The following is a 21,039-nucleotide window of genomic DNA, read 5'->3' on the forward strand; positions in this document are numbered from 1 at the left end:
ACCGCATGGCAGCGCTTGTCTTGCTGTGGTCACAGGCTTGTGTTGGGGCCGGCCGCGCGGGCGGCCAAGGGCGGAGCGCACTGATAATGGCCGCCATGAAACTGCACCAGATGCGCTACATCGCCGCGGTGGCTGCGCACGGCAGCATCCGCGCGGCGGCGCGCGCCCTGGGGGTGACGCAGGCCGCCGTCACCCAGGGCATGCGCGAGCTGGAGGCGGACTGCCAGCTCGCCCTGTTCACCCGGCACAGCGGCGGCATCGGCCTCACGCCTGCGGGGCGCGACCTGGTGCAGCATGCCCTGCGCATCCTGGAGCAGATGAACCAGGCCGAGCAGGACCTGGCGTGCCACCGCGGCGCGGGCGCGCCGCAGCGCCTGTCCATCGGCATCACGCCCTGGGTGGCGCAGACATTGCTGGCGCGCGTGCTGCCGCCCTTCCGCGCCGAGATGCCGCATGTGCAGCTGGAGCTGTATGACGGCTTCTCGGCCCTGGCCTACCCCAAGCTGCGCGAGGGCAGCCTGGATCTGATGATCGGCCGCATCGCCGCGCCCGACGAGATGCTGGGCCTGCAGTCCACGCCGCTGTTCACCTACGAGGCCACCGTGATGGCGCGCGCCGGGCATGCACGGGCAGGGGCCACGTCCATCCACGAACTGCTCGACCAGGACTGGGTGCTGAACTTCGGCCCCGGCGGCGAGAAGGAACTGATGGACCAGTTGTTCACCTGCCACGGCGCCGCCGTGCCGCGCCACCACATCCACCTGGCGCAGTCGGCCTCGCTGATGCTGACCCTGGTGCAGAAGACCGACATGCTGACCTTCTGCCCCTGGCCGCTGGCCGAGACGGCCTCGCTGCGCGGCAGCATGGTGGCGCTGCAGCTGCGCGAGCAGTTCGCGCCGCGCACCGTGGGCATCATCCGGCGCAGCAACGAGACCCCCTCGCTCGCGGCGCAGCGCTTTCTGGCGCACTTTGCCGAGCAGGTGCAGGCCAGCGTGCAGTCGGACGATGCGGAGCTGCGGCGGGTGTTTTATTCGGTGGAGATGGCGAAGGGGGCGGGCGCCGGGGAGTGAGGCAGGTCCGGCAGAAGAGGCGCTGGATTGTCCCTTTGCCGCCGATGTCATCCGCCATGGTGTTTGTCGCGTTGTCTAAGATCACGCGCAACAATGACGAGAGGGAGAAAAAGAACCATGCAGACCATTGCAAAAAACCTGGCTGTGGCCGCCATGGCGCTGTGCGCCGCTGCGGCCTGTGCCCAGCAGTCTCAGAACATGGAGGCCATGAACCGGGGCGTGTTCAGCGATGTGCCAGCGCCGCCGCTGGGCGGCAGCGTCAAGGACGCGGCGGCCAAGAAGCGCGGCAGCCTGCAGCCGGGCACCGGTGACTTCTACCGCTTTGCCAAGATCGAGGCGACGCCGGTCAGCCAGGAGGCGAGCCCGATGGACCTGCGGCGCTGGACGCTGTCTGCCCTGGTGAGCAAGGCCACGGGCGAGGTCGAGTTCTACCTGCACTATTACGAGATCTACCGCGCCAGCTCCTGGAAGGCGTTTTCCGCCGCGCAGACGGACGCGGGCGAGAACCTCAAGCTCGGCCGCATCGGCGCCCGCGTGGTGTCGTGCCGCAGCGGCTGCTCCTACGCGGAAGAGCTGTTCATCGACCTCGCCCCGGGCACCGTGGAGCGCGCCCGCACGCAGCCCTTGCGGATACAGCTGTCGGGCCTGGGCGCCAACGCCACCCTGGTCGAGGTTGGGGCGCAGGCGGTGAACGACCTGGTGGCCAAGGCCGAGCTGGAAGGGATGAAGTACCGCAAGGCGGGGGCTTCGGCCGGGGTAGTTCCCGCGCTCGCGTCTGAACCTTCCATGCCGGCTGCGGCAACCCCGGCCCTGGTGGCCGATGAGCTGCAAAAGCTCGCCAGGCTCAGGGCCGATGGCACCATCTCCGAGCAGGAGTTCCAGGGCCTCAAGGCGAAGCTGCTGGCGAGGTGAGCCGCCCCCAGCGTGCGGCCGGCCCCGATTTCCCTGAATTTCTTTTTTGTCTGATTGGATGGAGAGCTCCCCCATGGCGTCTTACTACTTCGGTCTGGATGGTCTGAGTGATCTTTCTGCGTCCTCCAGGGCGTCGGCCAATACCATGGTGTTCGTCCCCGAGACGCACAACCTGGGCGTTCTCCTGGGGTACGAGCTCACGTCCACGGTGCGCCTATATGAACCGGACTTCACCCAATCGTCCATCTACCAGTTCACGGCCAAGGCGGGTGCCACCTACCACATCCACAGCACGTCCTTCTTCGAGCCCTGGATCAAGCTGTATGACCAGAACGGCAAGCCGGTTGCCCATGGAGACCTCACCGACGACTGGTATTCGGGTTCATCTTCGTATGACTCAATAGTGCCGTGGAAGGCCCCTTACGACGGCGTGTTCTACATCGATCCGGGCTGGGACAGGGGGGTTGCGCAAGGCCACCGAAGCACCAGCCTGACGGTGGACGAAGATACCGACTCGTCCGGCTGGAACACGTCCCCGGCGCCCGCACCCGCGCCCGCGCCAGCACCGGTGGTCGCGGCCCTGCCGCCCGTGCTGATGGCACCTGCGCCGCGCCCCGATGCCACCTCGCCCGCAGCCGGCGCCGTCCATGGAACGGATGCGGCGGACACGCTTGCCGGTGGCAACGGCATGGACCTGATTTACGGCGGCAACGGCAATGACATGGTGACCGCCGGCGCGGGAAACGACTTCGTGCGCGGTGGCGGTGGCAACGACAGGCTCAACGGTGGCCCGGGCATCGACACTGCGCAGTATGCGGATGCCTATTCGGCCTATACCGTGACCGTGGACCGTTCCGCCAACACCATCCAGGTGGCGCACAACGCGGGCGGTGCCGACGGCACCGACGTGACCTCGAACTTCGAGTTCTACCAGTTCGGCGACAGGATCGTCCCCGCATCGCAGCTGTGGCTGCTCAACGCCCCGCAGATCAAGGGGACGGATGCCAGCGACACGCAGGAGGGAACGGCTGCGGCAGACATCATCCTGCCGGGCAAGGGGAACAACCAGGCGCTTGGCAATGGCGGCAATGACCTGATCGTGGCCAGCCTGGGCAGCAGCAACTCTGCCGAAGGCGGAGACGGCATCGATACCCTGTTCATCGATACCGCCTCTGCCAACGTCACGGTCACCAAGTACCCTGCCCACTGGGCGGAAGCCAAGATCTCTGTGGAGCAGAACAATGTGCTGGACGATGACATGGAGCGCGTCCAGTTGAAGGACAAGTACTTCGTGCTGGACCTCGACCCCGGCACCAATGGGAACAAGGCCGCCCTGCTGGCCTATACCCTCAAGGGCCCGGCGGGGCTCAGGGATGGCGACCTGATCGCCAAGACCCTGCTGCCCCTGTTCGACAGCGGTTTCTCGGTGGCCGACGTGAGCTCCTACCTCATCGACTCGGGCTACATGGCGGGACTGGCCGGCGGTGCATCGAACGCGCAGTTCGTCGCCACGCTGTTCAAGGCCGTCACCGGGATCAGCGCCGACAGCGCCACCGTGGCCACCTTCGAGGGGCTGATCACGAGCGGGACCTACACCCAGGCCACGATGCTGGCCGGCGTGGCCCAGCTGGAGCTGGTGGGCACGGCCGCCAACCTGCCGCAGTACGCCAACACCGGGTTGGCGTTGGGCATCTGATCACCGGTGCAGGGTCGCCACCGGGACCGGGCTGGCCATTGATTGATTGCAGCGGCCCCACCTGCCCCTATGATCCAGGGATGGCAGAAGTTTGCATTTTCCACTCCATAGACCGTTGCACAGTGCCCTCACCGTGCGCAGGGGATGGAATGCTGCCAGCGCAAGAGAAGAGGGCGGACACCTAGCCATGCCGTCCCCGGTACCCCCCGTGGTGCCCAAGCGTCTCAGTACCTTCCCGACGTTGTGGGCGTTTCTGTTCAGCCGCAGGCGCTTTGCCGACATGGCGGCCGCGCACGACCTGGCCATCATCATCCAGCCGGCGGACCAGCTCGCGCGCTACAAGGCGGGCGGGTGGAGCACCGGCACCGAGCTGGAGGCCCTGCGCCAGGCGTCGCTGGAGCGCCTGTTGCGCACGCGCGCGCAGTTCTGGCGTGCGGGCCTGGCCATCGTGGGCGTGTTCATGCTGCTGGTCATCATGTACTCGGGCCTGGGCCGGCCGGTGGAGCTGGAGTTCCCGAACGACATGGGCAAGGTGCTGGCTGCGCTGGGCGCCATCTTCGCCACCTGGGGCTCTGTGATCCAGCTCACGGGCGTGGAGTCGTGGTCCGGCGAAAGCGCGGACGAAAAGCTGCGCAGCATGCTGTTCCAGGCCATGTTTGTGCTGGGTGGGGCATTTGCGCTGATCGGGGTGCTGTGGTGAGAGTGGTGGTTCCCGCACGCGTCCGTTTGCGCAGGCCCTGAGCTTTTCCAAGACCCAGCCCGCTCCGAGCGGGCTTTTTTTCGCCTGCGCGGGATCTCCGGGGCGTTGCGGCCAGGGCAAGTCTCGTCGGCGTGGACGGGGGCTGTTCCGCGCATTGCATATATGCCCTCCCTGGTCGGCGGCGGGGGCGCGGCGGACAGTGGCGCTCCGATCCACTACTTCCTGCCGGGGCCGCCAATGAACCTTTTAGAGTATGCCTTTTCGGCGATCACCGGACGGGACACGGCGGATTCGGGCGTCACGCGGGTGCCGCTGGAGCGGCCGGTGCAGAACAGCGAAGCGCGGGCACGGAACACCCGTGTGGAAGAGGCCTTCGACCTGGCAGCCCGGCAGTTCCAACTGGATCCGGGGCTGCTGCGCTCCATGGCGGACCGGAGGGCGGGCGGGCGGGGCGAGTGGCTCAATGACGGCGATATCGATGCCGTGGGCATCATGCGGTTGCCACCGCAGACGGCGCAGCGGCTCAAGGTGAATCCCCTGGACCCGGTGCAGTCGATCTATGGCGCCGCTGCGGAGTTGCGGGCCCAGCTGGATCGTTTTGGTGGCAACTATGAGCAGGCATTGGCCGCCTACGGTGCCGGTGGCAGGCAAGGCTCTTCACCTGTGCCTGCAACTGCACCTGCTGCGCCGCAGGACACGCAAGCCGAGCAGCAGGTCATCTCCTCGGCCCGTGCCTGGCACGGCGGTGGTGGTGGAAGGGGGGCGGTTTCGGGCATGCGGCTCGATACCGACAAGGGACGTCGCGAGTTGGCGGTGGAGCAGGAGATGGACCGGCTCGCGGCGATCAATCCCGGTAGCCGCGAGAAGCTGCGCGCGTTGGCGGAGTTCAATGTGTCCCCGCCCGCCGTTGCGCCCAAGCCGGTGGACCGCAAGGCGCAGTATGCGGGGCGCGGGTATGGCGATGCGGATGCCAGTGCCAACGCGCGCTTCGATGCACGGCTTGAGCAGCGCCTGAACGCGCGCACGCCCACGGCAGCCCCCGCGGTGACGGGGGAGCGCATTGTGCTGGGCTACAACCCGAACACCGAGCGCGAGCGTGTGGTTGCCGAAGAAAAGGAAATGCGTGCGCTGCAGGCCGATGCCCGGGTGCGTGCCGCTGCACAAGACATGCCGGCCGTGGTGCGCGGCCTGGCCAAAGGGGGCGGCGAGCTGATCGCCCTGGGCCAGGGCGCGGCTGGCCTGGTGGGGCAGTTGACAGGCGATGAGGCGCTGCGCGAGTGGGGCCTGGCCGGTTACCGGGACACCATGCGCACGGTGGACAACATCGGCATGGCGCCCGGCTTCACCGGCATCCGCAGCGCGGACGATGCGGCGCAGTGGGCCATGGAAAATAGCGGCTACCTGGCCGTGCAGGCCGCATCGGCGGTGCTGGCTTCGGGCATGGGCGGCGTGATCGCCAACACCGTGGGCAAGAGGGCGCTGGGTGAGGTCATCGGCAGCACGCTCTTCGACGCCAGCCAGACCTTCGGGTCGGTGTATGTCGACGCGGTGGAGCAGGCCCGGCGCACGGGCCAGCCCGTGGACCTGGAGCGGGCGATGGCCGGTGCCGCCACCTCCCTGGCGATCAATGCGCTGGCGGGCCGGATCGGGCTCGACGCCCCATCAGCCGACGCATTCAAGGCCCGGGCCTACGCGCAGGTGGCCAGGTCGGTGGGGGCCCAAACCCTGCAGCAGGGCGCCATTCAGGGCGCACAGCGGGTGGCCGAGGACTGGGGGGCGAAGGGCGACCCGTTCGGCGAAGGCCAGGGTGCGGGGTTCATCGATGAAGCCGCAGTGGGGGTTTTGTCGGGCGTGCTGTCCGGGGCCAGGGGCGCCCGGCGCGCGGCAGGTTCGCCTGCCACCCCGCACGCCATGGCGGCGCGGGCCGAGGAGCCGGGGGGGCGCCCGGCGCATGTGCCTGCCGGCAATGGGGTTCCCCGGGTCGAAGACCAGCCCGCCAGGCCGCAGGTGCCCGCGGACAGGCCGGGGCCCCCTGCGGCTGTGGACCCGCGGCATGGGCAGGCCAATGGGCAAGCGGTGGAGCCCTTGTCTGCCGTGCGCCAGCAGCGCGCCCAGGATGCGCTCGCCCGTACGCATGCCTATCCGGACGCGGATGCCCCCGCACAGGCGATAGCCGATGCGCCAGCACCGGTTGCAGTGCCATCGCGCGGGCAAGCCCCGGTGGCGCCTGCGGCGTCGCAGGCCGCACCGGGCGACGCCGCAGGGGTGGACGGCCCGGGCGGGGCGGGGCGCATGGAGCCTTCTTCCAGCGCACACCAGGTGCACGCGCTGGACAGTGGGACCCTGCTCGTGCAGGGGGATTCGTCGCACATACGCACGCAGTTGCTGCAGGCGGGCGTGGCAGAGGCGGACATCCAGCCTGCCGGCGCTGGCGAATTGCTGGTGGCGCAGCGCAGTGCTGCGCATGCACGCGAAGCCTTGGCATTGCAGCCGGGCCCAGGGGGGCATGGCGCGAGCGCCGCGCAAACTGTGCCTGTTGCATCCGCGCCCCGCATGCGCAGGCTGGACAAGGGCAGCCTGGCCGTGGAAGGTGCCGGGCCGTCCGAGCGGGCGCGGCTGCAGGCGGCGGGGGTGCCTGAAGGCGACCTCAAGGACATGCCCGGCGGCCAACTGCTGGTGGCAGCCGGCAGCGCAGCGCGCGCGCAACGGGTGCTGGCTGCGGATGCCGCGGACGCCGCAGCCCCGGCCTCCGCGCGTGCGCAGGCCCGCGGCCAGGCGCGGCCGCCCAGTCCGGCACAACCCGCAGTCGCACCGCCGCCATCGGCCATGGACGGTGCGCAGACCGGGGTGATAGATGGTGGCGTCACGCAGGCGGTCGTCAGCACGCTGCCATCGAAAGCCACTGTCGATGACATGATGGAAAAGCGCCGGTCCGAATGGCCCAAGACGGGGCCTGACGGGCAGCCCTGGAAGCCCAACGCCTACACGGTGGCCTTCGAGATGCAGCTCGACCTGGACGACTTTGGGCACCATCGCAAGGTCCACTACCAGCGCGCCAACGCCGCATTGAAGAAAGCGCTCGATGCCAGCCCGGAATTTGCGCGGATGATGGAGTCCATGATCCCGGGCGTCGGCCACACCGTATCGGCCCGGGGCACGCCCAAGCCACCGCCCGGCTGGATATGGGAGCATGCTTCCACGTCCACTGCGGACGGCCGGAAAGGGGTCATGCGCCTGGTTCCGAAGGAGCAGCACACACCCGGCTCGCCCTTCTGGCGGGTGCTGCATCCGGACCCAGGTGCGAGCGGAGGGTACTCCGAGTGGGCAATCCCCGCTGGCGCACCCCCCAACCGCAAGAAGAAGAAAAAAAGCGATGACAAGGAGCCCGGCGAATCCGGCTCCGCACGCGAAACATAGTACAAACAACGTGGAGCTTGGGCAGCGCTGCTTTCGGCACCCCCCGCAAACAGTGCCAACCAGTTCCGTCACCCCAAAAGGCGGGGCCAGGCCCTGCACAACCCAAGGAGGAATGCGATGGACCGCTACGCAGGCAAGCCGTTTCTGAGGCTGCTGGACAGCTATTTTCTGGACGTGATCGGGCAGTTGAGCGAGGAGCAGGACGAGGCGCTGGTCGCCATGCAGCCCCGGCTTGCGCAGGTGTATGGCGACGAGGGGTCGTGGCAGGACATGGTGGCCGCGCAGATGCAGTTCCCGCCGCGCCTGGACGAGCAGGTGCGCCGGTTCTGGGCAGGCTACCTGGAGCACTGCAAGGCCAACGGCATGCCTGCAGACCCCAACGAGTTTGTGGTCTCGTTCATCGACCAGAATTTTCCGGGGATCGAATAGACCCGTCTCTGCGTGAGCCATGGGCAGCCCGCTTCGAGCGGGCTTTTTTTCGCCTGTTTGTTGCCATGGTGCGCGGCATATATGCCACCCCTTCAGCGCGCTCGCCTCTTCGCGGACATTGCTTTCACGGGCGATGCGCCCGGTGTCAGCAACCACCACCCGCCACCACTGCCTCTGGCCCCGCGGGCCACGCCGAAGAAGGACCGACCGCACCATGAACACCACCGACAGCAGCAACAGCAACACCAGCCACGCCACCGCAGGCAGCCTGGAACCCAGCGAGGGCGCCGCCAGCGCAATGGATGCCGAGGACCAGATGGCGCAGGCGCTGGATGCGCTGCGCCAGGAGCGTGCGGAAACGGGTGGTGACGCACAGGTGTCCACCGCCACCATGCCGGCAGGTCCCGATGGGGACTTGCCCGCAGCAATGGCGATGGGCGCCGAGGCTACCGGCACCGATGCCGCGCAGACCCGTGCGCGCCAAGCCGCCGCGCAGCACAGCGACCGGGCCGGCAACCCCGACCCCGCCGAGCTGCTGCGCCGCACGCAGGAAGAGCTGCACAAGGCGCGCAGCGAGATGGGCCGCGTGGGCCAGCTCAACCGCTACCTGAACCAGGCGCGGGCCGAGCGCGACCGCTTGCTGCAGGAGAACGCGCAGCTCAAGGGCCGTGGCGGCAGGGCTGCGCCGGGCACCCAGGGCGACAGTTCCGCCGCCGCGTCCGCGCGGCTGGCCGAGCTGTCCGCGAAGGTGCAGCAGTTCCCCGAACTGCATGGGCTGGTGGGCGCCGTGCAGCAGGCCCTGCAGGCCGTGGATGCGCAGGCCGCGACGGTGGCCGAGCAGACCGCCGCCCGCATGGTCGAGCCGCTGCACGGCCTGCGCGCCGAGCACGAGCAGCGCGCCCAGGAGCAACGCAGCGCCGCCTACCAGGCCGCGATGCAAACCTTCGAGGCCACCTACCCGAACGCGGTGGAGGTGGTGCGCAGCGCGGACTTCAGCGCCTGGATCGGCACGCAGCCCCAGCCCATCCAGACGGCCTTCTACCAGGGGCAGGACCCCGGTGAGGCGATTGCGGTGATGGATGCGTACGACGCCCACCTGCGCCGCGCGGGCCGCGCCCCCATTGCCCGCTACCCCCAGCAACAACAGCCCGCCGCACAGCGCGCCAGCGCCAATGCCGCCAGGCTGCAGTCGGCGGCCGGCTTGACTTCGCGCGCCAGCGGCGCCCGGGGCGGCCTGCCGCCCGAGGACGATTTCGAAGCCTCGCTGGACTTCTTTCGGCGCCAGCGCCTGGGCGGCCTGGCATAGCCACGGGCTGCGGGGCCGCAGCCGCGCGCTGGTGCACACAGACACGTTTGAATTTTCCGACAAGGAGCCAATCTCATGACCGTTTACGGTGACATCACCCCCCGTACCGCCGCCTATGCGGTGGACAAGATGCTGGAGCGTGCCCAGCCCTCCCTGAACATGGCCAAGTTTGCCGTGGTGACGGCCGTGCCCAAGGGCAAGACCAAGGTCGTCAAGTGGCGCCGCTATGGCCGCCTGGCGCCCACCACCACGCCGCTGACCGAAGGCGTGACGCCCGTGCAGGGCAACATCACCAGCACCGACGTGTCGGCCAACCTGGAGCAGTACGGCCAGCGCGTGCAGATCACCGACGTGATTGCCGACACGCACGAAGACCCGGTGCTCGGCGAACTGAGTGCCTCGCTGGGCGAGACCGCGGGCCAGACGCAGGAGCTGATCCTGTACAACACCATCAAGGCCGGCACGCAGGTGCTGTATGCCAACGGCGTGGCGCGCAACGCGGTGAACACGACGATGACGGCCAACGTGGCGCGCCGCGCCATCCGCCAGCTCAAGGCGCAGGACGCGCGCCCGCTGACCACCGTGCTCAACGCCACCGACGGCGTGGGCACGCTGCCCATCCCTCCGTGCTATGTGTGCTTTGTACACCCCAACGTGGAGATGGACCTGCAGAACCCCGCGTTCTTCCCGGCCGGCTACACGCGCATCCAGAACTACGGCACCTTCAAGCCGCTGTGCGAGAACGAGATCGGCGCGTTCGAGAACATCCGCTTCGTTTCGTCCACGCTGTATGCGCCGCTGGTCAACGCCGGCAATGCCACGCTGAACGGCATGCTGGGCGGCACGGCGGTGGACGTGTACCAGTCGGTCATCGTCGGCAAGGAGGCCTATGCCACGGTGAACCTGTCGGCATCGGGCTCGGGCCTCACGCCCATCGTGGTCAACCCCAAGCCCAGCGACAGCGACCCCATGGGCCAGCGCGGGCACGTGGCTTTCAAGATGTGGTCGGCCGCGGCGATCTTGAACGACGCCTGGATGACCCGCATCGAGCATGGTGTGAGCGCCTGACGCCGGCTTGACCCCCGGGGCCGGCATGCAGCCGGCCCCTTCTCTCAACAGAAGGAATACTCCCATGGCAAAAGCACAAGCCAAGGCCGCCGCATTGGCCGAAACCACCGCAGGCACCGACACCGACATCGACGTGGCCGTGCAGCAGCACGGCTTCTCGGGCCAGACGGTCGAGATCAAGCTCTTCAAGGGCGAGCTGCACGAACCGCAGCAGCCCTTCTTCGGGCTCAACAACTACCAGATCCAGATCCAGCGCGAGCGCTGGGTGCGCGTGCCGGTGGAGATGGCCGACCACATCGAAGGCCTGGCCTACACGGTGCGCGAGGCCGACCCCGAGGAGCCCGAGAACATCGACAAGATGCGCTGGGTCGAGAAGCCGCGTTTCCCTCTCCAGCGCAAAAGCTGAGCGGGGAGGGCGCGCACCATGAACTTCCTGCAACTGGCCCGGGCCGTCAAGCGCGAGAGCGGCCTGTCGGGCGGCCCACCGGCCTCGGCCACGACGGCCAGTGGCGACGATTCCCGCGTGTTCGAATGGGTGAACTGGGCCTGGCGCGACATCGCGCTGGCGCACGAGTCCTGGCTGTTTCGCCGCGGCGAGGCGCTCGGCCAGGTGCCGGCCGGCACCCTGGTGATGGTGCCCGAGGCCGCGGCCCCGGGCTTTGCGCTGGCCGACTTCGCCGCCTGGAAGCCCGCAGCCGACGGCTACCGCCCCAGCGCCTGGCGCGTGGCCGATGGGCAGGTGAGCGAGCATGCGCTGGCCTGGCTCGACTACGAGGCGTTTCGCCAGCGCTTTCTCACCGGCACGCACGCGCCGGGCGCGCTGCAGTACTGGAGCATGGCGCCCGGAGGCGAGTTGCTGGTGGGCCCCACGCCCGATGCGGTGCACATGGTGCGCGCCGCCTACGTGAAAGACGTGGTGGACCTGGTGCTCGACGCCGACGAGCCGGCCCTGCCGGCGCGCTTTCATCCCCTGATCGGCTGGCGCGCGCTGCGCGAGTACGGCGGCTTCGATGCGGCCAGCGAGGTCTACCAGCGTGCCGAGCAGAACTACAGCATGGGCTTCTCGGCGCTGGCGCAGTCGCAGCTGCCACGCCCCGGCTTTGGCGCAAGGCCGCTCGCATGACCGGCGAGATGCGCATGCCCGCGCTCAAGACCCAGTACTTCCCGCTGGCGGGCGGGCTCGATGCCGAATCGGCCCAGCTCACGTTGCGCCCTGGCATGGTCACGGGCGCGATCAACTACGAAAGCTCCGCGCTGGAGGGGTACGAGCGCATCGGCGGTTACGAGCGCTTCGACGGTCGGCCCCGGCCCAGCGATGCGGCCTACAAGTGCCTGCGCGCCGCCACCGCCTTCACTGGCGTGGCCGTGGGGCAGACGGTGGCGGGCGCCACCTCCGGCGCCACGGCGGTGGTGCTGTTGCTGCGCAGTGCGGCGCAGATGGTGGTGACCCGGCCCACGGGCGTGTTCGCCGTGGGCGAGGCCCTCACCGTGGCGGGCAGCCCGGTGGGCGTGTTCGACGGCGATGCCTCGGACATCGATGGCTTCGACGACAACGCCTTTGCGGCGCTGGCCGCTGACCACTACCGCGCGGCCATTGGCGCCGTGCCGGGGTCGGGGCCGCTGCGCGGCATTGCCGTATTGAACGGCACGGTCTACGCCTGGCGCGACAACCTGGCTGCCACGGCGTGCAGCATCTACAAGAGTTCGGCCACCGGCTGGGCGCCGGTGTTCCATTACTACGAGCTGGCCTTCAGCGGCGGCAGCGGCACGGAGCCTGCGGTGGGCGCCAACGTCACCAAGGGCGCGGTGTCTGCCATCGTCAAGCGCGTGGTGGTGGAGTCGGGCACCTGGGCAGCGGGCACGGCCAAGGGGCGCTTCATCGTCACCGCGCCCTCGGGCGGCGCGTTCACCGCAGGCGCCTTCACGGCGGGTGTGACGGCCGTGGCTGCCGGTGCCGAGGCGGCTATCACCCAACTGCCCGGCGGCCGGCTCGATGCCGTGGTCTACAACTTCAACGGCCGGGCAGGGCAGCAGCGCATTTATGGCGCCGATGGCGTGAACCGCGGCTTCGAGTTCGACGGCGAGGTGCTGGTGCCGCTGGCCACCGGCATGGCGGCGGACAAGCCCGTGCACTGCGTGGCGCACAAGAACCACCTGTTCTTCAGCTTCGAGGGCTCGGTGCAGCACAGCGCCGTGGGCGATCCGTGCCGCTGGTCCGCCGTGGTGGGCGCCGCCGAGATCGCGGCCGGCGACGTGGTCACGGGCTTCCAGGTGCTGCCGTCGGACGCCGAGGGCGGCGCGCTCATGGTGTTTGCCGCCGAGCGCACCTGGGTGCTGTACGGCAGCAGCAGCGCCGACTGGCGCTTCGTGAACTTTGCCGACGACGTGGGCGCCCAGCGCGGCAGCGTGCAGAACCTGGGGCGCGTGCTGGTGTTCGACACCCTGGGCGTGGCCGTGGTCAGCGCCACGCAGGCCTTCGGCAACTTCGAGCGGCTGCCGCTGTCCTCGCGCATCCAGCGCCTGCTCAAGGCGCGCCAGGTCACGGCCTCGGTGGTCAACCGGGCCGACAAGCGCATGCGCCTGTTCTTTGCCACGGGCGAAAGCCTGAGCGTCACGCCCATCCCCACGGCCGACGGCGGCAGCGCGCTGGCCTTCATGCCCATCGACTACGGGCGCACGGTGCGCTGCACCTGCGATGCGGTGGTGGGCGGCGAGCACCGCAACTTCTTCGGCAGCGACGACGGCCATGTCTACGAGGCCGACCGGGGCCGCAGCTTCGATGGCGCTCCGATCCAGGCCTACCTGCGCCTGGCCTTCAACCACACCAAGAGCCCGATGGAAAAAAAGCGCTTTCGGCGTGTGGACCTGGAGAGCAAGAACCGCAGCGCCTGTCGCCTGCTGGTGCAGGGCGAGTACAGCCTGGGCAAGCCCGACGTGGGCCTGACCGACGTGGTGCATGTGCTGCAGAACGCCGGCGGCGCCTACTACAGCGTGAGCAACTACGGCCAGAGCTACTACAGCGTGCCCGCCAACGTGCTCTCCAAGGTGCGCCTGGACGGCGTGGGCACCGACCTCAGCCTGAACATCGTGAGCACCGCGCGCGACGAACTGCCCCACACGCTGCAGAGCGTGTCGGTGGTGTACACGCCGCGGCGCCTGGATCGATAGCTACCAAGGAGCAACAACACCCATGGCCAACACTTTCTACCACCGCGTCTTCAACCCGCTGCCCGGCCAGCGCGTGGACGAGCAGGTCCTCAAGGACGAGTTCCAGCGCGTCGAGCTGGGCTTCGACGGCGTGGCCACCAAGGCCGGGCAGGTCGATGCCGGCCTGGCCACCAAGGCCAACCTGGCCGGCGGCAACGCCTTCACGGGCGATCAGTCCATCGCCGGCCACCTGGCTGCAGCCGGCACCGTCACCGCCGCCACGCCGCTGCCACCGGGCGACAACAGCCAGGCCCTGGCCAGCACGAACTGGGTGCGGGCCTGGGTCAGCTCCCAGGCCGGTGGCGCCCTGGGCCTGCCCGTGGCGCCGGTGCAGGCCCAACCGCTGGCGCTGTTCGTGACCCAGGGCGTGCAGCAGTGGGCCCCGGTGCAGTCGCGCAGCAAGGTTTTCTTTCTTTCAGGAGCTTGATCGACATGGCAAACGGACGCCTTTTTGCACTGGACCTGGCCGCGGCCACGGCCACCACCCTCTACCAGCCGGCCACGCAGACCGGCACGCTCACGCTGTCGCTGGTCAACCGCAACACCTCGGCCGTGCTGGCCCGCGTGGCGCTGGCCGCCGCGGCCACACCCACCGACGCGGAGTGGATCGAGTACGACGTGTACCTGGCGCCCTCGGGCGTGCTCGAACGCACGGCCATCGTCGTCGGGCCGGGCCAGTACCTGGTGGCGCGCACGAGCGCAGCCGGGGTGTCGGCCGTGGGCTTCGGGTTCGAGGAATAGGGCAGGGCGGTCGCCCTTTGTCGCCAGGATGCAACGCTGGATGGCACCCCCCATTTGGGTGAAGTCGTTGTAACCCTTTGTATGGGGGTGCGTTGCCCGCACGGGGTGCCTATTTGTGTGCACATGTAACCGTAAAACTGCCGCCGCCAGGGGGCTTTCTGAGATAATTGCCCCGTGTGTGCCGTACACACGCCAAGCAATCAAAGAAATCGGGAGAGGGCTGTGCGCGCTGCGTTCGCCGTTCGGGCGTGGGCTGCGATAGCACCGGGCCTGCAAAGTCAGGAGCAATGGCTGCAGTGGGCCAAGGCACCGGTGTGCCCCGTGGGGGGCACGGCGGTCGAGCTGCCCCACGTGCCCGCCATGGCGCGGCGCCGCCTGGGTCACCTGGCGAAGATGGCCGTGAGTGTGGCCGACAGCGTGCTGCCACCCGAAGAGGGCGCCGACATCCCCGTGGTCTGGGCCTCGCGCTACGGCGATGCCGACAAGGCGCTGTCCCTGCTGCGCTCCCAGGCCCAGGATGAACCCCTGTCGCCCACCGCCTTCGGCCTGTCGGTGCACAACGCCGTCGGCGCGCAGCACTCCATCCTGCGCGGCATGCGCGCCAACGCGGTGTGCGTCGCCTCCTCGCACTGCGCGCCCGAAGCCGGCGTCGTCGAGGCCGTGGGCCTGCTGCAGGATGCCGAGCCCGGTGCGGCCGAGGTGCTGCTGGTCTGCTACGACGAACCGCTGCCGCCCGGCTACGCTGCGTTCCACGACGAGCCCATGGCCGAATACGCCTGGGCCGCACTGCTGGCGCCCCTGCAGGCCGGCGAAGCGGGCTTTGCACTGCAGGCACTCGATGCGGCGCCACAGGGCGACGAAGAGACCCCGGGGCGTGGCGGGGCCGGTGTCTTGCCGCATGGGCTCGATGCCCTGCATTTTCTGCTGCAGGGCGAGCGGCAACACCTGGTGCATGGCCATGCATCGGGCCAATGGATGTGGGAGCGCGTGCATGCTTGAAGTCATCAACCGGGCCTGGCGTATCGTGGCCACGGGATTCTGCTTTTCCGTGTTCGGCCTGGGCGGCCTGGTGCTGCGCTGCGTGGTGTGCCCGGTGTTCACGCTGGTGGTGCGCGATCCGGCGCGCCAGCAGCAGCTCTCGCAGGCCGCCATCCACCACTGCTTTCGCTGGTTCGTGGGGCTCATGAACTTTGTGGGCGTGATCTCCTACGAGGTGCATGGCCGCGAGCGCCTGCAGCGCCGGGGTCTCTTGATCCTGGCCAACCACCCCTCGCTGATCGACGTGGTGTTCCTGATCTCCTTCGTGCGCCATGCGGATTGCATCGTCAAGGCGGCGCTGGCACACAACCCCTTCATGCGCGGCCCGATCCGGGCGGCGGGCTTCATCACCAACGGCGACGGCGCCGGGCTGCTGGAGGACTGCGTGCGCTCGCTCAAGGACGGCAACAACCTCATCATCTTCCCGGAGGGCACGCGCACGCCCGTGCAGGGCGCCAACCGCCTGCAGCGCGGCGCCGCCCACGTGGCGGTGCGCGGGCGCATCGACATCACGCCCGTGCACATCCACAGCAGCCTGCCCATGCTGACCAAGGGCACGCCGTGGTGGAAGGTGCCCGTGCGCAAGCCGCACTTCACCATCGAGGTGCGGCCCGATATTGCGGTGGAAGAATTCTGTGACTCGGCTGCCAGCGACACCCTGGCTGCGCGCCATGTGACCGAGCACCTGTCCGTACAACTTTTCAAGGGGCCTGCCAGTGCTTCAACTTGAGCAAGAAATCAAAGAAATCATCATCTCCTCGCTCGCGCTCGAAGACATCGCGCCCGAGGACATCGACCCTGCGGCGCCGTTGTTCGTCGAGGGCCTGGGCCTCGACTCCATCGACGCCCTGGAGCTGGGCCTGGCCCTGCAAAAGCGCTACGGCCTGAGCATGTCGGCCGATTCGGAGCAGACGCGCAAGCACTTTGGCAGCGTGCAGGCGCTGGCCGCCTTCGTGGCCGCCAGCCGCACGCACTGACTGATTGAAGCGCTCGGCATTCACGGAAATCCAACATGAACAAAGAAGCCATCTACGAACGCATCGCCGCCATCCTGCAGGAGACGTTTGAAATCGACGCCGCCCGCATCACGCCCGAGGCCCGCCTGTACGACGACCTGGACATCGACAGCATCGATGCCGTGGACCTGATCGTGCAGCTCAAGCCCTGGGTGGGCAAGCGCCTGAATGCCGACGCCTTCAAGTCGGTGCGCACCGTGCAGGACGTGGTCGACGCGCTGCACCGGCTGGTGAACGACGCCGCCTCCACGGCCTGAGCGCGCGGGCAAGCAGCCAGCCTTCCATCATGCACAAGCTCGTGACCACCGTTCTGGTGGTGCTGACGGTGCTGTACCCGCTGGGCGTGTATCTTGCCATGGGGCACGTGGCGCCGCAGTGGCTGGCAGTGCTGCTGGTGGCGCTGGCCGTGCTGCGCGCCGTGGTCACGCGCCAGCGCTTCTGGTGGGCCGTGGCCTCGGGCGCAGCGGTGCTGGCCCTGGCCGCCTGGTGGCAGGGCGATGCGCTGGCCGTCAAGCTCTACCCGGTGCTGGTCAACGCCGTGCTGCTGGTGGTGTTTGCGGTGAGCCTGCGCTACCCGCCCACGGTGATCGAGCGGGTGGCCCGGCTGACCACCCCCGACCTGCCCCCAGCCGGGGTACGCTACACCCGCAAGGTGACCGCCGTGTGGTGCCTGTTCTTCGTGGCCAACGGCGCGGTGGCGGCCTACACCGCCGCCTTTAGCAGCGATGCCACCTGGGCGCTGTACAACGGGCTCATTGCCTATGTGCTGATGGGCTGCCTGATGGGCGCCGAGTGGTGCGTGCGCCAGTGGGTCAAGCGCCGCAGCGCGCTGGCGTGACCCTGCGATAGAGCGTCAGTCAGATTTTTCGTCCGTCCCTGTCCAAACAACTCCAAGAATCAGGAATCGAGCAAGTGAACACGTTTACAGCGCTGTCCGAAGTGGCCCTGCCGCAGGCCCGTGCGGCCGCGCATGAAGTCGCGGCCACCGGTGGCCGCACGCTGCAGCATGCGGACTGGGTGCGCGCCGTGCAGGCCTGGTGCGCAGCCTTCCAGAAAGTGCAGGGCACCGAGGTGGGCCTGTATTTCGACGACCCACTGGCCTTTGCCGCCGCCCTCTGGGGCGCCTGGCATGCGGGCAAGACGCCGGTGCTGGCCAGTGACTTGCAGCCGCATACCCTGGCGCACCTGCTGCCCCAGGTACAGGCCTGCGCAGGCCTGCTGCCCGGTGCCATCGGGCCCGACGACGCGGGGGCTGGCGCTGTGTCGCTGCAGCCCCTGTCGCTGCGCACAGCGCAGGTGGTGCTGTTCACCTCGGGCTCCACGGGCGTGCCCGAGCGCATCGCCAAGTACCTGTCGCAGCTCGATGCCGAGGTGCATGCCCTGCAGGCGGTCTTTGGCCCGATGGCGGATGCGCCCGCACTGCGCACCCTGGCCACCGTGTCGCACCAGCACATCTACGGCCTGTTGTTCCGCGTGCTGTGGCCGCTGGCAGCAGGGCGGCGCCTGGGCACCGAATTCCTGCGCTACCCCGAGGAGCTGGTGGCCCAGCTCGCGCAGCCCGGCCCCACGCTGCTGGTCTCCAGCCCCGCCATGCTCAGCCGCCTGCCGCAGCAGCTCGACTGGGCGGCCGTGTCCCGGGGCCTGCGCGGCATCTTCTCGTCGGGCGGGCCCTTGCCGCCCGAGGCCTCTGCCCATGCGCTGGCCTTGCTCGGCCATTCCACCACCGAGGTCTTCGGCAGCTCCGAAACCGGTGGCATCGCCTGGCGCCGCCGCGCGGAGCAGGGCGATGCCTGGCAGCCCCTGCCGGGCGTGGAGGTGCGCCTGGCCGACAGCGGTTGCCTCTCGGTGCGCTCGGGCCACCTGCCCGATGCCACCGCCTGGTGGGAGACAGCCGACCGCGCGCTGCCGCAAAAGGCCGGCGCCGGCTTCGTGCTGCAGGGCCGGGCCGACCGCATCGTGAAGATCGCCGAAAAGCGCGTCTCGCTGACCGCCATGGAAAACGCGCTGCTGGCCAGCGGCTGGGTGGCCGCGGCCAGGGCCGTGGTGCTCGAATCACCGCCCGCCGCAGCCCGCGTGGGCATGGTGCTTGAATTGAGCGACGCCGGCTGGCAGGCCCTGCAGCAACAGGGCCGCAGGCAGATGGGCGCTGCGCTGCGTGCACTGCTCGTGCCCCTGGTGGACCGCGTGGCCCTGCCGCGCAGCTGGCGCTACGTGGCCCGCCTGCCGCAGAACGCGCAGGGCAAGACCACGCAGCACGACCTGCTGGCGCTGTTTCGCCCGCTCATGCCGCCGCCCGAGTGGACCGAGCGCGGCGAACACCAGGCCACGGCCACGCTGCTGGTGGATGCCGAGCTGCGCGTGCTCGAGGGCCACTTCCCCGGTGCGCCCATCGTGCCCGGCGTGGCGCAGCTGCACTGGGTGGTCACCCTGGGGCAGCAGGCCTTCGGCATTCCCGCGGCCTTCCTGCGTGCCGAGGTGGTCAAGTTCCAGCAGCCCATCCTGCCCGGCGCCAGCGTGCAGGTGCAGCTGCAGTGGGTGCCCGACAAGGGCTACCTGCAGTTCGCGCTGACCTCCAGCCGCGGGCCGCATGCCAGCGGGCGCCTGGTACAAGGGGAGGGGGCCGCATGAGCGCCGCCGCGTTGTTCAACCCCGTCGCCATCATCCCGGTCTACAACCACCCGACGACCATCGGCGCCATGGTGCAGGGCGTGCTCGCCGCGGGCCTGCACTGCATCCTGGTCGACGATGGCTGCGAGCCCGGCTGCGCTGCCGTGCTCGATGCCCTGGCCGTGCAGCATGGCGAACAGGTCACGCTGCTGCGCCTGCCGCAGAACCAGGGCAAGGGCGGTGCGGTGATGACCGGCATGCGCCATGCGCTGGCAGCGGGCCACAGCCACGCGCTGCAGATCGACGCCGACGGCCAGCACGCCGTGGCCGACATCCCGGCCTTCATCGCGCTGGCCCGCGCGCAACCCGGTGCCATGGTCTGCGGCGCCCCGCGCTACGACGCCAGCGTGCCCAAGGCGCGCCTGTACGGCCGCTATGCCACCCACGTGTGGGTGTGGATCAACACCTTGTCGCTGGACATCGAGGACTCGATGTGCGGCTTTCGCGTCTACCCGCTGCGCGAGGCCATCGGCGTGATGGATGGCGCGCGCATCGGCAAGCACATGGAGTTCGACACCGAGATCCTCGTGCGCATGCACTGGAAGGGCGTGCCCTTCATCACCCAGCGCACGGCCGTGACCTACCCGCAGGACGGACTCTCGCACTTTCGCGTGTGGCGCGACAACGTGCTCATCTCGGGCATGCACACGCGCCTGTTCGGCGGCATGTTGCTGCGCAGCCCGCTGCTGCTGGCGCGCAAGCTCCTGGGCCGGCGCGGCGCAGGGCAGGCGGCATGACGGCTCCCACGCCCGCACCCGGACCGCAGGCGGCCCCGCCTGCCGCTGCCCCGCACTGGGCGCAGCTGGGCGAGAACACCTTTGTCGCAGGCATGTGGCTCATGGTCCAGGTGCACCGCTTCCTCGGGCGCTGGCCCTTTCTGCTGTGCCTGTACCCCATCGTCGCCTACTACTGGCTGGCCAGCCCGGTGGCCCGTCGCTCCTCGCTGCAGTACCTGCAGCGCATGCAGGTGGCCCACGGCCTGTGGCCCCGCATGCCGGGCTGGCGCCAGAGCCAGCGGCACTTTCGCATGTTTGCGCAGGTGATCCTGGACAAGCTGCTCGCGCTCAGCGGGCGCTACCGCTTCGACCGCGTGGCCTTCACCGGGCGCGAGCCGCTCAACGCGCTGCTCGCGCAGGGCCAGGGCGCCGTGGTGGTCACCGCGCACATGGGCTGCATCGAGCTGTGCCGCGCGGTGGCCGAGCGGCGCTCGGGCCTGCGGCTGAGCATCCTCGTGCACACGGCCCATGCCGAGCGCTTCAACCGCGTGCTGCAGCGCCTGGCGCCCGACAGCGGCGTGCAGCTGCTGCAGGTGACCGATTTCAACGCCGCCACGGCCATGATGCTGGCCGAGCGCGTGGCGCGCGGCGAGCTCATCGCCATCGCCGGCGACCGCGTGCCCGTGCGCGAAAGCCGCGTCACGCACGCCCCGTTCCTCGGGCACCAGGCGCCGTTCCCTTGCGGGCCCTACATCCTGGCCTCGGTGCTCGAATGCCCGCTGTACTTCATGGGCTGCGTGCACGAGGGCGCGGGCTACGCGGTGGAGTTCGTGCCGCTGGCCGAGCGCGTGCTGCTGCCGCGCGCTCGGCGCGAGCAGGCGCTGGCCGAGTACGCGGCCCTGTTCGCCCAGCAGCTCGAACGCATGCTGCGCAAGGCGCCCTATGACTGGTTCAACTTCTTCCCCTTCTGGGAGCAGGGCGCGCCCGCACGCCCTGCTCCTGCTGCCCACACCGCATGATCCACTTTCACGCCACCCCATCGACCCGGAGGCCTGC

21 protein-coding genes are annotated in these 21,039 nt (G+C 69.2%); all 21 read left to right on the top strand.

Going from position 1 to position 21,039, the window contains the following annotated elements:
* Window positions 1-95: 95 nt before the first annotated feature.
* Complete coding sequence (locus AC07PA_RS27200) at window positions 96-1,070, top strand: LysR family transcriptional regulator (protein WP_494609375.1); 975 nt, start codon at window positions 96-98, stop codon at window positions 1,068-1,070.
* A gap of 117 nt (window positions 1,071-1,187) precedes the next feature.
* Window positions 1,188-1,982 carry an SHOCT domain-containing protein gene (locus AC07PA_RS27205; protein ID WP_494609374.1) on the top strand — a complete coding sequence of 265 codons (795 nt, stop codon included), beginning with the start codon at window positions 1,188-1,190 and terminating at the stop codon, window positions 1,980-1,982.
* Between the two features lie 73 nt (window positions 1,983-2,055).
* Complete coding sequence (locus AC07PA_RS27210) at window positions 2,056-3,678, top strand: calcium-binding protein (RefSeq protein ID WP_494609373.1); 1,623 nt, start codon at window positions 2,056-2,058, stop codon at window positions 3,676-3,678.
* Between the two features lie 187 nt (window positions 3,679-3,865).
* On the top strand, window positions 3,866-4,378 hold the full coding sequence (locus AC07PA_RS27215; RefSeq protein WP_494609372.1) for a hypothetical protein: 513 nt from the start codon (window positions 3,866-3,868) through the stop codon (window positions 4,376-4,378).
* A 237-nt stretch (window positions 4,379-4,615) separates the two neighbouring features.
* On the top strand, window positions 4,616-7,795 hold the full coding sequence (locus AC07PA_RS27220) for a lytic transglycosylase domain-containing protein (protein WP_494609371.1): 3,180 nt from the start codon (window positions 4,616-4,618) through the stop codon (window positions 7,793-7,795).
* A 117-nt stretch (window positions 7,796-7,912) separates the two neighbouring features.
* Complete coding sequence (locus AC07PA_RS27225; RefSeq protein WP_145699168.1) at window positions 7,913-8,224, top strand: cytochrome P450 family protein; 312 nt, start codon at window positions 7,913-7,915, stop codon at window positions 8,222-8,224.
* A 214-nt stretch (window positions 8,225-8,438) separates the two neighbouring features.
* Complete coding sequence (locus AC07PA_RS27230; RefSeq protein ID WP_494609370.1) at window positions 8,439-9,530, top strand: hypothetical protein; 1,092 nt, start codon at window positions 8,439-8,441, stop codon at window positions 9,528-9,530.
* A 75-nt stretch (window positions 9,531-9,605) separates the two neighbouring features.
* The gene (locus tag AC07PA_RS27235; RefSeq protein WP_007855377.1) at window positions 9,606-10,598 is read left to right on the top strand and encodes a N4-gp56 family major capsid protein; all 993 of its coding nucleotides are present in this window, start codon (window positions 9,606-9,608) and stop codon (window positions 10,596-10,598) included.
* A 64-nt stretch (window positions 10,599-10,662) separates the two neighbouring features.
* The gene (locus tag AC07PA_RS27240; RefSeq protein WP_007855378.1) at window positions 10,663-11,004 is read left to right on the top strand and encodes a hypothetical protein; all 342 of its coding nucleotides are present in this window, start codon (window positions 10,663-10,665) and stop codon (window positions 11,002-11,004) included.
* Between the two features lie 18 nt (window positions 11,005-11,022).
* The gene (locus AC07PA_RS27245) at window positions 11,023-11,721 is read left to right on the top strand and encodes a phage adaptor protein (RefSeq protein ID WP_494609369.1); all 699 of its coding nucleotides are present in this window, start codon (window positions 11,023-11,025) and stop codon (window positions 11,719-11,721) included.
* Window positions 11,718-13,766 carry a hypothetical protein gene (locus AC07PA_RS27250; RefSeq protein ID WP_494609368.1) on the top strand — a complete coding sequence of 683 codons (2,049 nt, stop codon included), beginning with the start codon at window positions 11,718-11,720 and terminating at the stop codon, window positions 13,764-13,766. Before AC07PA_RS27245 ends, AC07PA_RS27250 begins: the two co-directional genes overlap by 4 nt.
* A 22-nt stretch (window positions 13,767-13,788) precedes the next feature.
* Window positions 13,789-14,232, top strand: coding sequence for a hypothetical protein (locus AC07PA_RS27255; protein WP_494609367.1), 444 nt, complete (start codon window positions 13,789-13,791; stop codon window positions 14,230-14,232).
* Window positions 14,233-14,237: 5 nt separating this feature from the next.
* Window positions 14,238-14,546, top strand: coding sequence for a hypothetical protein (locus AC07PA_RS27260; RefSeq protein WP_007855384.1), 309 nt, complete (start codon window positions 14,238-14,240; stop codon window positions 14,544-14,546).
* 222 nt (window positions 14,547-14,768) lie between these two features.
* The gene (locus AC07PA_RS27265) at window positions 14,769-15,545 is read left to right on the top strand and encodes a beta-ketoacyl synthase chain length factor (RefSeq protein ID WP_494609366.1); all 777 of its coding nucleotides are present in this window, start codon (window positions 14,769-14,771) and stop codon (window positions 15,543-15,545) included.
* Entirely contained in the window at window positions 15,538-16,314 is a 777-nt protein-coding gene (locus AC07PA_RS27270) for a lysophospholipid acyltransferase family protein (RefSeq protein ID WP_145699162.1), read from the top strand. Before AC07PA_RS27265 ends, AC07PA_RS27270 begins: the two co-directional genes overlap by 8 nt.
* The gene (locus AC07PA_RS27275) at window positions 16,301-16,561 is read left to right on the top strand and encodes a phosphopantetheine-binding protein (protein WP_007855388.1); all 261 of its coding nucleotides are present in this window, start codon (window positions 16,301-16,303) and stop codon (window positions 16,559-16,561) included. The genes AC07PA_RS27270 and AC07PA_RS27275 overlap by 14 nt, the downstream gene beginning before the upstream one ends.
* A gap of 35 nt (window positions 16,562-16,596) precedes the next feature.
* Window positions 16,597-16,857 (top strand): acyl carrier protein, encoded by a 261-nt coding sequence (locus tag AC07PA_RS27280; RefSeq protein WP_007855389.1) that lies wholly within the window; start codon window positions 16,597-16,599, stop codon window positions 16,855-16,857.
* A gap of 29 nt (window positions 16,858-16,886) precedes the next feature.
* Entirely contained in the window at window positions 16,887-17,438 is a 552-nt protein-coding gene (locus tag AC07PA_RS27285; RefSeq protein ID WP_494609365.1) for a COG4648 family protein, read from the top strand.
* A gap of 74 nt (window positions 17,439-17,512) precedes the next feature.
* Complete coding sequence (locus AC07PA_RS27290; protein WP_494609364.1) at window positions 17,513-19,228, top strand: ApeI family dehydratase; 1,716 nt, start codon at window positions 17,513-17,515, stop codon at window positions 19,226-19,228.
* Window positions 19,225-20,004: a glycosyltransferase family 2 protein gene (locus tag AC07PA_RS27295; RefSeq protein WP_494609363.1), complete on the top strand. Its 780-nt coding sequence runs from the start codon at window positions 19,225-19,227 to the stop codon at window positions 20,002-20,004. Before AC07PA_RS27290 ends, AC07PA_RS27295 begins: the two co-directional genes overlap by 4 nt.
* Window positions 20,001-21,002, top strand: a complete 1,002-nt coding sequence (locus tag AC07PA_RS27300) for a lysophospholipid acyltransferase family protein (protein WP_494609362.1) — start codon at window positions 20,001-20,003, stop codon at window positions 21,000-21,002. The genes AC07PA_RS27295 and AC07PA_RS27300 overlap by 4 nt, the downstream gene beginning before the upstream one ends.
* The last annotated feature ends 37 nt before the right edge of the window (window positions 21,003-21,039 follow it).

The sequence above is a fragment of the Acidovorax sp. GW821-FHT09B03 genome, from assembly GCF_059418305.1.